At 67.2% G+C, this 13,165-nt stretch carries 11 protein-coding genes; 6 read left to right on the top strand and 5 right to left on the bottom strand.

Annotation, left to right across the window (positions count from 1 at the left end; translation table 11 throughout):
* Nucleotides 1–159: 159 nt before the first annotated feature.
* Nucleotides 160–909: a 16S rRNA (uracil(1498)-N(3))-methyltransferase gene (locus V6M50_RS03515; protein ID WP_332817161.1), complete on the bottom strand. Its 750-nt coding sequence runs from the start codon at nt 907–909 to the stop codon at nt 160–162.
* 205 nt (nt 910–1,114) lie between these two features.
* On the opposite strand from V6M50_RS03515, the gene V6M50_RS03510 reads away from it, so the two are divergent.
* The 4 genes from V6M50_RS03510 (at nt 1,115) to ubiA (ending at nt 5,343) form a co-directional block, all read left to right on the top strand.
* A complete protein-coding gene (locus V6M50_RS03510; protein WP_332817160.1) occupies nt 1,115–3,097 on the top strand; it encodes a TadE/TadG family type IV pilus assembly protein in 1,983 nt (660 codons plus the stop codon).
* On the top strand, nt 3,094–3,687 hold the full coding sequence (locus tag V6M50_RS03505) for a TadE/TadG family type IV pilus assembly protein (protein WP_332817159.1): 594 nt from the start codon (nt 3,094–3,096) through the stop codon (nt 3,685–3,687). The genes V6M50_RS03510 and V6M50_RS03505 overlap by 4 nt, the downstream gene beginning before the upstream one ends.
* Nucleotides 3,684–4,364 (top strand): TadE/TadG family type IV pilus assembly protein, encoded by a 681-nt coding sequence (locus tag V6M50_RS03500; protein ID WP_332817158.1) that lies wholly within the window; start codon nt 3,684–3,686, stop codon nt 4,362–4,364. The genes V6M50_RS03505 and V6M50_RS03500 overlap by 4 nt, the downstream gene beginning before the upstream one ends.
* A 70-nt stretch (nt 4,365–4,434) precedes the next feature.
* Complete coding sequence (gene ubiA / locus V6M50_RS03495; RefSeq protein ID WP_332817157.1) at nt 4,435–5,343, top strand: 4-hydroxybenzoate octaprenyltransferase; 909 nt, start codon at nt 4,435–4,437, stop codon at nt 5,341–5,343.
* Between the two features lie 31 nt (nt 5,344–5,374).
* On the opposite strand, the gene smc is transcribed toward ubiA, so the two are convergent.
* The 4 genes from smc to V6M50_RS03475 form a co-directional block, all read right to left on the bottom strand.
* Nucleotides 5,375–8,818: a chromosome segregation protein SMC gene (smc, locus tag V6M50_RS03490; protein ID WP_332817156.1), complete on the bottom strand. Its 3,444-nt coding sequence runs from the start codon at nt 8,816–8,818 to the stop codon at nt 5,375–5,377.
* Between the two features lie 236 nt (nt 8,819–9,054).
* A complete protein-coding gene (locus tag V6M50_RS03485) occupies nt 9,055–9,792 on the bottom strand; it encodes a thioredoxin domain-containing protein (protein WP_332817155.1) in 738 nt (245 codons plus the stop codon).
* A 32-nt stretch (nt 9,793–9,824) separates the two neighbouring features.
* Nucleotides 9,825–10,541 (bottom strand): thioredoxin domain-containing protein, encoded by a 717-nt coding sequence (locus tag V6M50_RS03480; protein ID WP_332817154.1) that lies wholly within the window; start codon nt 10,539–10,541, stop codon nt 9,825–9,827.
* Between the two features lie 17 nt (nt 10,542–10,558).
* Nucleotides 10,559–11,143, bottom strand: coding sequence for a DUF721 domain-containing protein (locus tag V6M50_RS03475; RefSeq protein WP_332817153.1), 585 nt, complete (start codon nt 11,141–11,143; stop codon nt 10,559–10,561).
* Nucleotides 11,144–11,190: 47 nt separating this feature from the next.
* Between V6M50_RS03475 and V6M50_RS03470 the strand changes: the two genes are divergently transcribed.
* Nucleotides 11,191–12,237: an A/G-specific adenine glycosylase gene (locus V6M50_RS03470; RefSeq protein ID WP_332817232.1), complete on the top strand. Its 1,047-nt coding sequence runs from the start codon at nt 11,191–11,193 to the stop codon at nt 12,235–12,237.
* A partial coding sequence (locus tag V6M50_RS03465; protein ID WP_332817152.1) for a serine hydrolase domain-containing protein occupies nt 12,234–13,165 on the top strand: 932 nt, incomplete at its 3' end. The genes V6M50_RS03470 and V6M50_RS03465, both read left to right, overlap by 4 nt.

Below are 13,165 nucleotides of genomic sequence, written 5' to 3'. Positions count from 1 at the left end.
ATGCTCGCACAGACTGCAAACACTGGCCCCCATGCCAGCAATATCGGCTCTGGTCCCGCCGTTGCATGGCGCCGCTATTGCCGACACATAGCTAATATTGGGTTAAAATCGGGGACTTGGCAGCAATTGTGTGCGGCGCCGGGACAGATTTGGCGGGAGTCAGCCGCCCGCCGACCAATCGCCATGCTGTGCCATCCACAGGCCGATCGCCGCGATCGCGGCGGTTTCGGCGCGCAGGATACGTGGGCCGAGCGCGATGCGGCGGACCGCGGGGGTGTCGAGCAGCATCGCTCGCTCGCGCTCCGTAAAACCGCCTTCGGGCCCGGTGAGAATCGCGGCGGGTGCCGGCGCGTCGGTAGCCGCCAGCGGCGCGCCGCCGGCCTCGTCGGCGAACAGCAGCGCGCGCCCGGCGGGCCAGTCGCGGAGCAACTGCGGCAGCTTGACGGGTTCGGCGAGCGTCGGGAGCGCGGTGCGCCCGCATTGCTCGCACGCCTCGATAATCTGCGCCTCGATCCGCTCGCGCTTGACGCGTTCGACGATCGTCCGCTCGGTAATCACCGGTTGCAGCCGCGCGACGCCGAGTTCGGTCGCTTTCTCGATGATCCAGTCGAGCCGCGCCTTCTTGACCGGCGCAAAGCAGAGCCAGAGGTCGGGAACTTGTTCGATGCCGCGGGTCTGGCGCTCGATGCGAACGGTCAGCGAACGCTTCGCTGCTTCGTCGACGATCCCCAGCCATTCGCCGTTGCGATTGTCGAACAGCAGGATCGGATCGCCGGCCTTCAGCCGCATGACGCCCAGCACATAATGCGCGGCGGACCCGTCGATCATCGGCGCGGCATCGGGCCCGAGCGGCAGGTCGACAAACAGGCGGGGCGTGCTGGCGGGCGGCCAGGCGGGTGTTGCAGGCATGGGACAGACCGGTAGCAGAATCGGATATTTTGCGCATCACTTGCCTGCATCGCGAGGAACTGTCCCGATACAGGTCAAAATGGCCGTTTTTGGCGCATAACCCCGCTTCGGCGATTAGCAGTTTGGTAAGCAGTTTCGCCCTAGTGCGAGATGCCAGCCACGCATCTGTAGTGGGCCGCGTGTCTGGACCAAGAGGGGTTAGACCATGCGAGGGACCGTATTCGGCCGGCTGCGGCTGGGCGCCAACAGGCTTTTGCGCGACAAGCGCGGCAACGCGATGTTCCTGACCGCGGCAGCGATCCTGCCAGTCATCGGGCTTCTCGGGTCGGGCATCGACATTGGGCGCGCCTATATGGCGCAGCTGCGCCTGCAACAGGCGTGCGACGCCGGCGTGCTCGCCGGCCGCCGCGCGATGACGGGCACCACCTACACCGACGCGGCGAAGGCCGAAGCGAACAAGATGTTCAACTTCAACTTCACCAGCAACGCTTATGGCAGCAGCGGGGTGACTTTCGCGTCGACGGCGGTGGGGACATCGAGCGTTTCGGGCACGGCATCCGCCGAACTGCCCACCGCATTGATGCAGGTCTTCAACTTCCAGGAATTCGACCTCGCGGTCAACTGCACGGCGAAACTCGAAATTTCCAATGCCGATGTGATGATGGTGCTCGACGTCACCGGGTCGATGGCGCAGACCAATTCGGGCGACTCGGTCAACCGCATCACCGCGCTCAAAAGTGCGACGATGGACTTTTTCGACACGCTGACGACGGCGGATGTCGGCGATGGCCGCCTGCGTTTCGGCGTGGTTCCATACAGCTCGACGGCGAATGTCGGGGCGATCCTTTATGCCAAGAATCCGGCCTGGCTGTCGGACAATGTGCTGCTGCCGTCGCGTACGCCGGTGTTCAAGGTGACCTGGGGCAATGCGACCAGCGAGCAGTCGGCGGAATATACCGACGGCAACACGACCTATGGCAATTATTCGAACGTCAGCACGGTCAACGGGCAGGACAGCACGAGCTGCGAAAATCTCGAAGCGCCGGCCGACACGTCGCCGACGCCCAGCGGTTCGCCCAACTCGAACCAGACCGCGCAATATGTCGACGGCAATGGCAATCGCATTACGACTTACGACACCAACCAGACCTATACCTATTATAACTATCGCTACCGCTGGTCGAACGACCGGTGCCGCCTCCAGCGCCGCGTTGCGACCTTTACGCGCACCTATGCGACCACGGTCACCGAAACCCCGACCCAGTCGTTCGACAATAAATATACCTATCAGGACCGTGTTTTCGATGTCAGCCAGGCAAAGGGCGGATCGGCGATCGAAACCGATACCGGCGACGCCGGCGCGACCGTGTCGAACACGTGGGGCGGCTGCGTCATGGAGCGCGCCACCGAACCGTTCGGGTCGACACAGGCGGCCCCGGCCGATGCCCATGACATGGACGTCGACAGCGCGCCTACCAGCGACGACGATACGAAATGGAAAGTGCTCATCCCGCAAATCGCCTTTCCGCGTGCCAGCAGTCCGGGCGCCACGCCGTCGACGACGGGGGCGGTCAGCGTCAGCAGCAGCAATGTTTCGAGCAGCAGCAGCACCAACGGCAGCTGGCAGAATTATTCGCGCTACTGGTCGAACGGCTGGGGCGTCTGTCCAGTCGCGGCGATGAAGCTGACGACGCAGACGACCAGCGACCGGGGAAGCTTCAACACCTATATCCAGTCGCTCCAGCCCGTCGGCGGCACCTATCATGACGCGGGTATGGTGTGGGGCGTGCGCCTGCTGTCGCCCGACGGCATGTTCGCCGATGAGAATGCCACCGCGCCGAACACGCGTCCGATCAGCCGCCACATCGTCTTCATGACCGACGGCGAAATGGCGCCGAACATGGGCAATTTGTCGTTCCAAGGCTATGAGTGGTTGATGAAGCGCGTTGGCGGGACCAGCGACAGCGACCTGGCGGCGCGCCACAACAACCGCTTCCTGCAGCTTTGCGAAAGGGCAAAGGCCAAGAATATCACCATCTGGGTGGTCGGCTTTGGCGTGACGCTGAACAGCCAGCTCAACAGCTGCGCGACGCCGGGCAAGGCGTATCAGGCGAACAATGCGACGCAGCTCAACGAAAATTTCCAGGCGATCGCCCGGCAGATTTCCAAACTGCGGTTGTCGCAATGACACGGCGCTCCATGTTCCGCCGCCTGCGCCATGATCAGCGGGGCAACGCGATCGTCGAATTCGCGCTGACAGCGCCGATGTTCCTGATCATCGTGTTGGGGATCATGGATTTTTCGTGGCAATATTATGCCAGGCTGGAGTTGCAAGGCGTGGTCAACGCCGCGGCGCGCGCCGCGACGCTGGAAGGCTATGCGCTCAACCAGGCCGCACTCGACAATGAAGTGCGCCGCAAGGTGCTGAACGTCTTTCCCCGAGGCGAGGTCACTTTTGTCCGCAAGGCATATGAAAGCTTTGGCGAAGTCGGCGATCCCGAAGCCTTTACCGATGCGAACAGCAACGGTCAGTACGATAACGGTGAGTGTTTCGAGGACGTCAACGCCAACAGCAACTGGGACGCCGACCGCGGTCGGACGGGCAATGGCGGCGCCGAAGATGTGGTTCTCTATACCGCCTCGCTCAAGATGGCGCGCGTGCTGCCGGTGTGGAAGTTTCTTGGCCAGTCGGACCAAAGCACGCTCGTCGCGACCACCGTGCTGCGCAACCAGCCGTATAACGCCGCGACGTCGACGACTCAGGTGATCTGCTCATGACCGAATTTTTGAAACGAACCTGCGCGCGGATCGTCCGGCGGACACGCGCGGCCGCCCATCTGGCGCGCGATGTGAACGCGGTGGTCATGATCGAGGTGGCCTTCTGCGTCCCCATCCTCGTGCTGATCGGCTGCGGCGGCATCGAATATGCGAACCTGCTCCTGTCGGGGACGCGCGTGAACCAGATCGGCCTGAGCGCCGCGGACAATGCGGCGCGTATCGCCTTTGGCAGCAATTTGTCGCAACCGCGCGTGCGCGAGATCGACATCAACGAGGTCTTCGCCGGTGTCGAGGAACAATCGAAGGGCATGAATTTCAAGGCGAACGGCCGGGTCATCCTGTCGAGCGTCGAACGCAATCCCGACGGCGGGCAATGGATTCACTGGCAGCGCTGTTACGGCGATCTCGACGTCGATTCAGCCTATGGCCCGCAAGGCACGGGTGCCACGGGAACGACCTTCCCCGGCGTTGGTGTCAACGCGTCGAGCGGCACCGCGATCATGCTCGTCGAGGTCACCTACGACTATAAATCGCTGCTCTGGGGCAAATGGTTCCAGTCGAGGCGGATTCGCGAAACGGCCGCCTTCCTCATCCGCGAGGGACGCGACCTGCAGGGCGAGAACAACAGCGGCATCTTTAATCCGGCGCCGGCGGCAACCCCCTCGCTCTGCACCTGATCGCGGCGCGCGGCGCCGCGCAATCAGGCATTTATCGCGGACGCCGCGGCTGCTACATCCGCCGCTGCCGATGACTGCCCTCCATCCTCCCGACAGCCAGCTTCGTGGTCTTATAGCTTTGCTGCCGTCCGCGGCGCGGCCCTATGCGCTGCTCGCGCGGTTCGACCGTCCGATCGGCTGGTGGCTGCTCTATTGGCCCTGCGCCTGGGCACTCGCGCTTGGCGGCGGGGCGATCAGCCACTGGCCCCTGTTCGGGTGGATGCTGCTCGGTGCGATCGCGATGCGCGGCGCGGGCTGCGTCTATAACGACATCGTCGACCGCGACCTCGACGCACGCGTCGCGCGCACCGCGTCGCGCCCGGTCGCGAGCGGCGCGGTGTCGGTGCGGGGTGCGCTGCTGTGGGCGGCGCTCCTGTCGCTGGTCGGGCTGCTCGTGCTGCTCCAGTTGCCGCGCGCCGCGCAGATCGTTGCGCTGGCGAGCCTCTTCCTCGTCGCCGGTTACCCCTTCATGAAACGCATCACCTGGTGGCCGCAGGCGTGGCTGGGACTCGTGTTCAGCTGGGGGGCGCTCGTCGGTTGGGTCGCGGTCGGCGGCAGTGCAGGACTCGCGTTGCCTCTGCTTTATGCCGGCTGCATCGCGTGGGTGATCGGATATGATACGATCTATGCGCTGCAGGACATCGAGGACGACATGCTGATCGGCGTGAAGTCGAGCGCGCGGGCGATGGGCAGCCATGTGCGCGGCGGCGTCGCGGTCTGCTATGTGGCGGCGCTCGCCTGCTGGGGCGGCGCGCTGTGGATGGTCCGGCCCGATCCGCTGGTGTTTGTCGCCTTGCTTCCCGCGGCACTCCATTTGACCGGGCAGTTGGTTACGCTCGACCCCGCCAACGGCGCCGACGCGCTCGCCAAATTCCGCAGCAACCGCTTTGCGGGGCTGCTGGTATTCGCCGCGATGCTGGTGGTGGGGATGGCGCCTTAGTTAAATGGGGACTGTCCCTATTTGATTTCGTCTACTCCGCCGCGAGCAGTTCTTCGGCGGCGCCGAGGTCGACCGACACGAGGCGGCTGACTCCCTTTTCGATCATCGTCACCCCGAACAGGCGGTGCATGCGCGCCATCGTCACCGCATTGTGGGTGACGATCAGGTAGCGTGTGTTGGTCTCGCGCGTCATCCGGTCGAGGAGATCGCAGAAACGCTCGATATTGGCGTCGTCGAGCGGCGCGTCGACTTCGTCGAGGACGCAGATCGGCGCGGGGTTGGTGAGGAACAGGCCGAAGATCAGCGCGACCGCGGTCAGCGCCTGTTCGCCGCCGGACAGCAGGGTGAGCGTGCCGAGGCGCTTACCCGGCGGCTGCGCCATGATTTCGAGGCCGGCTTCGAGCGGATCGTCCGAATCGACGAGCTCGAGATGCGCCTGGCCGCCGTTGAACAGGGTGGTAAACAGCCGCTGGAAATGGCCGTTCACCGCCTCGAAGGCGGCGAGCAGCCGGACGCGGCCTTCGCGGTTGAGGTTGCCGATCGATCCGCGCAGCCGGTTGACGGCCTGTGCCAGCTCCTCGATCTCCGCCGCATTCTTTTCGCGCTCGCTATCGAGTTCGGCGAGCTCGTCGGCGGCGACAAGATTGACCGGGCCGAGTCGCTCGCGATCGGCGATCAGCCGCTCATGCTGCGCCGATTCGGCGTTCGCATCGCTTACCGTGTCGCTTTCGAACCCGGCCTTTTGCGGGAGAAGCGGGGGCGGGCATTCGAAACGTTCGCCCGACAGGCGCCCCATCTCGATCCGCCGCAGCTCGGCATTTTCGGAGCGGGCGATGGCGCCGGCGCGCGTTTCGCGCGCTGCGGCGACACGCTCGCGGATCGCCGCCAGCGCGGTCTCGGTCTCGCGCAATGCCGCTTCGGCGGCTCGCTCCTGCGCCTCGGCGGCGGCGACCTTCTCGCGAAGCGCCGCTTGCTGCGCCTCGGCGGCGGTGCGTTGTTCGGCGAGACGCGCGGGGAGGTCGGCGAGCTTCGCGGCCTCGGCCGCCAGCGCGTCGGCGCGCTTGTCCATCTCGGTCACCCGCCGCGCGGCTTCGCCCGCGCGCGCTTTCCAGCTCTTGATTTCGGCGCTGACGACCGCCTGCCGCTCGCTGAGCGCCGCGAGCGTCCGTTCGTGCGCCGCCAGCGCGTCGCGCGCGGTGCCGGCATCGATGCGCGCTCGTTCGGCGGCTTGCTCTTCGGCTTCGAGCGCGGCGCGCGCGATGCTGTCGTCGGGCAGCGCGGCGAGTGCGGCTTCCTGCGCGGCAAGCTGCTCGGCCGCCTCTTTCGCCGCGTCGGCGATTTCGGCGAGGCGGCGGTCGAACAGCGCGGCGGCATCGCGGTGGCGGTCGATCGCGGCTTGCGCCTGGTCGGCGGCGCGCAGCGCGCTACGCCGCGCTTCGTCGGCCTGCGCCAGCGCCTTGCGCGCCGCGGCGGCGGCGGCGGTCAGGTCCGACGCCTTTGCGGCGGCGGCATCGCGCCGGTCGCGCAGATCCTGCACGCCGAGTTCGACCTGCGGGCGCTGTGCGGCGAGTTCGTCGAGGCGGTTCTGGCGTTGCAGCCGTTCGGTCGCGGTCGCGCCGTCGCCGCGCGTGACGAAGCCGTCCCAGCGGCGCATCACGCCGTCGGTCGTGACGAGGCGCTGGCCGACCGCGAGCGGCTGCCCGGCGTCGGTATCGGCCACGGCAACCTGTGCAAGACGCCTCGCGAGCGCGGTGGGCGCCTCGACGAATTCGGCGAGCGGGCGTGTGCCGGACGGGAGGGCGGGGTCGTTTTTCGCCGTATCCGCGCCGATCCAGCTGCGCGCGGCCTCCGTGTCGGTCCCCGCGTCGAGATCGTCGCCGAGCGCGGCGGCGAGTGCGGCCTCATAACCCGGCGCGACACGAAGCTGGTCGAGGATGCGGCTTTCGTCGCTCCGCGCCGCGGCGAGCGCGCGTTCGAGCGTCGCCCTCTCGCCGTCGAGCGCGGCGAGCGCGGCGCGGGCTTCGGCGAGCCCCGCTTCGATGCCCGTGAGGTCGGCGGCGACCGCCTCGCGGTCGGCCTCGGCCTCGTGCAGCGCGGCTTCGGCGGCGGCGATGGCGGCTTCGGCGGCTTCGGCGGCTTTCACGCTTTCGGCGTGCGTCGCGGCGAGCGCGGCGCTGTCGCCGAGCGCAGCGATTTCGGCGTCGACGCGCGCCTTGTCATTGGCGACGCGGCGTACGGCGGCCTCGGCGCTGTCGCGTGCCGACACCGCGATGCGCCGGTCGGCGGCTTCGCTCGCCGCCTTGGCGCGGGCCTGCGCCAGCGCGACTTCGGCGTCGCGCAGCCGCGTCTGCGCCGCGAGATTGGCGTCGGACAGCGCGGCCTTGCCCGCGTCATGGCCGGCGATGTCGTGCGCCAGCGATTTGGTTTCGGTGTCGAGCGCGGTCAGCGCGGCATGGGCTTCGCGCGCGAATTCGCCCTCGCGTTCGCGGTCGCCCGCGAGCCGTGCTTGCTGCGCCGCCAGATCCTCGAGCCGCTGTAGCGCGGCGCGCTCCTCGCCCTGCAACCGCACCTGCGTCGCGGTCGCTTCGGCGAGCGCGTCGCGCTGCGCCTGCGCGTCGGCGCGCGCGGCGGCGACGCGCGTTGCGACCTCGGTCTGCGCTTTCGAGACGGTTTCGAGTTCGTCCTGCGCGGTCTTGACCGCTGTTTCGGCGGCGTCGGCATCGCGGCGCGCCTGATCGGCGGCGGCGGCGGCATCGCGCCAACGCGCGTAGATCAGCCGCCCCTCGGCGATGCGGATCTCGTCGCTCAGCTTCTTGTAGCGTTCGGCGGCGCGCGCCTGCCGCCGCAACGCATTGGCGCGTACCTCCATATCGGCGACGATTTCGGAGAGGCGGGTGAGGTTGGTTTCGGTCGCGCGCAGCTTCTGCTCGGCGTCCTTGCGACGCACATGCAGCCCGGCGATGCCCGCGGCTTCCTCGAGCATCGCGCGGCGGTCGGTCGGTTTCGCGGCGATGACGTTGGCGATCTTGCCCTGGCTGACGAGCGCCGGGCTGTGCGCGCCGGTCGCGGCGTCGGCAAAGATCAGCGCGATGTCTTTTGCGCGCACATCGCGGCCGTTGGCGCGATAGGCCGACCCCGCGCCGCGTTCTATGCGGCGAATGACCTCCAGATCGTCGCCGTCGCCGCCATCCGACAGGCCGGCGACGAGCGCGCCTTCGGTATCGCAATGCAGCGCGACCTCGGCAAAATCGCGCGCCGGGCGCGTCGAGGTGCCGGCGAAGATGACATCTTCCATCCCGCCGCCGCGCATCGACTTGGCGCTGGATTCGCCCATCACCCAGCGGATCGCCTCGAGCAAATTGGATTTGCCGCAGCCATTGGGGCCGACGACGCCGGTCAGCCCGGGTTCGATGCGCAGTTCGGTGGGTTCGACGAAGGATTTGAAACCGGTGAGGCGCAGCCGCTTTATCTGCACGGGGACGCCCCGTGCAGTTCAACGAATCGCGGATGTTGCAACCTTGGTGTCACATATCCCCCTGCAAGCTGTCATGCCGCGCGGGCGGGGGAGTCGCAAGGGGGTAGGCAAATAGCCCCTCCTGAAGGGGAGGGGCTATCGAGGCAGCGCAAGGCCGATAGACCCCACCCGCTGCGACATAGGCAGCAAGCTCCCAAGTCTCGCTGCCCTCCCCTGAAGGAGAGGGCGAAGCAAGATCAGCGCGCGCCCATCGTGCGCAGGCGGTCGCGCAGCAGGCCCCAGGCGGCGACGCCTTCGGCGACCTGGCCGTTGATGACGAAGGTCGGCGTGCCGGTGATCTGATATTTCTCGACCCCCGCATTGGTGCCTTTCTCGATCGCCTCGACATTTTCGACCTTGCTCAGGCACTGCTGGATCGTCGCGGCAGGGACACCGCGCTGCTGATAGAATTGATCGATGCCCCAGCCCTTGGCGAGCGCGAGAAAGCGCTGCGCGGGCGGCAGTTTCATCGCTTCCTCGATCCCTGGCTGGGGCTTCGACGCGCCCGCGATGAACGCCTCATGCTCGAGGAAGGTCGCGTCGGCGAGCGGGAAGAAGCGGTCGGGGCCGGTGCATTTGACGATCGCGCCCGAAATTGCGTCGACCGGGTGGAGCATGAACGGCGTCAGCTTGTACGACACGCGGCCGGTGTCGACAAAATCGCGCTTCAGCTCTTCGTGCGAATCCTTGGCGAACTGCGCGCAGTGGCCGCAGGTGAAGGCGCCGAACTCTTCCAATTTGATCGGCGCGTCGGGATTGCCCATCACCACGCCGTCGCCTTCGACGCGCACGACCTGCGACCAGCTCTTGCCGGCGGGCGCCGCAACCTTGGCGACCACATCCTGTTCCTTGGCGGGGTCGGTCTTGCTTTCGCCGCAGGCGGCGAGGGCGAGCGCGCCCATCGAGGTCAGGAGGACAGTACGCAGCAGGGTCATGATCGATCTTTCTATACTGGAATGCGGCGCTTTTACGAGGCTTTGAGTGCGAGGTCGAGTTTCGATTTGAGCGCCGGCCAAGCGGTGACTTCGGCGCCTTGGCCGTTGATGAAAAAGCTTGGCGTGCCCCCGATGCGATCGGCGCCCCGGCCGATGTTGGTCATGCCGGTCAGTTCGGCCTGCGCGACCTCGCTGTCGAGCGCGGCGTCGAGCTGCGCCTGGGTATAGCCGCGCGCGCGCATCAGCGCCGCAAGGCCGGTGTCCGTCGCTATCTTGCGCGCGCGCTCGCCGGTGGTGCCTTCGAACCAGTTCGTTTTCTGCGCGTCGGTTGCTTTCGTCACCTTGGCCATAAAGGTCGGGAAGGCGGCGAAGATCGCCTGATGATTGCCCGCGAACGCCTTGGGACCGCCGCAGCGCGCGAGCAGCGCCGCGGTCATGTCTACGGGATCGCGCACGAGGTTGCGATATTCGAACAGGATGAGCCCGCGATCGACATATTGTGCCTTCAGCGGCAGCGAGCTCGCCTTCGCGAAATCGGCGCAGACGTGGCAGGTGTAACTGAAATATTCGACCAGCCGCACCTTTGCGGCGGGGTTGCCGATGACATGGGCGCCGATCGGGCTAGTGGTGACCGTTTGTGACCAGGCAACGGGTTTAGCTGGCGTCGCGGCGAGCAAGGTCAATGCGGCGCCCGAAAGCGCAAGCACCGCCGCGCGGCGATCGAGAAGCGGGTCGTCAAAAGCGGACATCGTCGGCCGTCTTTCCTTTAGCTTATGCGAGGGAGTTTCGGCGCTGCGGCCAGTCCGGCGGCCATGCGTTCGAGCACGGTCCGAAGCTCCGGGTCGCCGATGTCGCGCAGACTGTCCCCCAGCTCGGCGGGTACGGGCTTCAGCATTGCCGGCGGCTGAACGGGCGCGGCGGGGGTGACCTGCCCGTGCGTCATCCGCACATGCGCGACGGCGGCATAGCCGAAGAAGCGGTTGACCGCTTCGACGATGTCGGGCGCGACATGCTGCAGCATCGGGGCGTGCGCGCCGCTGATCGTCAGGTGCAGCGTGCCGCCGGCCTTTTGCCCGGCGGGAAAGCGAATCATCGCGGGCTGGGTGACGTCGGCGAGCCGATCGCCGACAATCTCGCGCCAACGGCTGACGACCGAGCTCTGGATAAAGCCGAACTTGCGAAAGGCGGCACGGCCGATTTCGGGGACGAGGTCGGAGATCATGCGCGCTTCGCCGCCGCGCGGGCGTTCATAGACGCGCGCGGGTGGCTTGGCGGTTTTCGCCCCCGCCTTCGCTGCGCCTTTCGGCTTTGCCTTTTTGGCCGGCCCATCCTCATCCGCGTCTTTCGCCATAGCCGGTGCCATGCCATAGGCAGGGGGTGAGCGTCCAGACTTCCAGCATGATTGGCGACATTGTTGGCGACTTCGCGGGCCGCCTGCTCGGCTGGTACGATCGCGCGGCGCGGGTGCTGCCGTGGCGCATCGCGCCGAACAGCGGCGGCGAACCCGACCCATATCGCATCTGGCTGGCCGAAGTCATGCTGCAGCAGACGACGGTCGCCGCGGTCGCGGGCTATTTCGCGCGCTTTACCGAACGCTGGCCGACCGTCGCCGATCTGGCGGCGGCCGATGACGCCGACGTCATGGCGGCGTGGGCGGGGCTCGGCTATTATGCGCGCGCGCGCAACCTGCTCGCCTGCGCGCGCGCCGTCGTTCGCGATCATGGCGGGCGCTTTCCCGACAGCGAGGCGGGGTTGCGCGCGCTGCCCGGGATCGGCGATTATACCGCCGCGTCAGTGGCGGCGATCGCCTTTGGTCGCGGCGCAGTTGTCGTCGACGCCAATATCGAGCGGGTGATCGCGCGCCACCGGCTGATCGAAACGCCGCTGCCGATGGCGAAGCGCGAGATTCGCGCGGCGCTGGCTCCGCTTGTTTCCTCCGATCGACCGGGCGACTTCGCGCAGGCGCTGATGGACCTCGGTGCGACCATCTGCACTGTGCGCGGCCCGGCCTGCGCGATTTGCCCGGTGATGGCCGATTGCCGCGCGCGCGGCCGCCCGGACATCGAACGGCTGCCGGTCAAGCCGCCCAAGAAGGCTAAGCCGCATCGCCACGGCCTCGCGCACTGGATCGAGGAGCGCGGCCGGGTCTGGCTCGTCCGCCGCCCCGACAAGGGCATGCTCGGCGGGATGCGCGCGCTGCCCGGCGGCGAGTGGACCGATGAGCGCCCCCCTGAGTCGGGATGGGCCGAGTCGGGGATTGTCAGCGTCGACCATGGTTTCACCCATTTCGACCTGACGCTGCGGCTGGCGCGCCGCGAAGCACCCCCCGAAGTCTCCGGTGCCGCAGCGGAAGGCGAATGGTGGCCGATCTCGGACCTTGACGCGGCGGGGCTACCGACGCTCTATCGCAAGCTGGTCGACAAGATGCTGGAGAGAGACGCATGAACATGATGGTTTCGCGCCGGGCGCTGCTGGGCGGACTGGCGCTGGGCGGAACCGCCGCGCTGCTGCCGGGCGCCGCGCTCGCGTGGAAAGTCGACGGTTCGGCGCTCTATCCCGCGACCGATGCCTTTATCAAAGGCTTCGTCGACCACCGCGAGCTCGCCGGCGCGCTCGCCGCGATCGGCAAGGGGCAGGCGCCGGCCGACTTTTTCGGCGCGGGGGTGCAATCGCTCGACCGGGGGACGCCGGTCGGCGCCGACACGCTCTGGCGCCTCTATTCGATGACCAAGCCGGTCACCGGCATCGCCGCGATGCTGCTGATCGAAGACGGCAAGATGAAGCTCGACCAGCCGATCGCCGACTTCCTGCCCGCGTTCGCGAACATGAAGGTCCAAAACACGCCCGACGGGTCGATCACCGACGTCCGCCCGGCGAAAGGGCCGATCACGGTGCGCCACCTGCTCACCCACACCGCGGGGCTCGGCTATAATATCGTCCAGAAGGGCCCGATCAAAAAGGCCTATGACGATGCCGGCATCGTCGGCGGGCAGGCGAGCCGCCTGCCGATCCCGGGCTTTGCGCCGGTGACGCCCGCACCCAGCCTTGCTGTCATGGCCGACCGGCTCGCCGCGCTGCCGCTCGTCTATGAACCCGGCACGAAATGGAGCTATTCGATCGGCCTCGACCTGATGGGGCGGCTGATCGAGGTCGTGTCGGGGCAGGCGTTCGATGCGTTCCTGAAGGCGCGGCTCTTCGACCCGCTCGGCATGACAAGCACGGGCTTCATGGTGAAAGCGGCCGACGTCGGGCGCTTCACGAGCAATTATGCGCCGTTCAGCGGCGCGCTCATCCCGTTCGATCCCGCGCCGAGTTCGATCTATCTCGACCCGCCGCCCTATCCGTTCGGCGGCGGCGGCCTCGTGTCGAGCGC

Origin of the sequence: Sphingopyxis sp., assembly GCF_036675685.1 — a bacterium.
Classification (GTDB): Bacteria; Pseudomonadota; Alphaproteobacteria; order Sphingomonadales; family Sphingomonadaceae; genus Sphingopyxis.
This window is presented reverse-complemented; position numbering and strand designations above follow the sequence as displayed.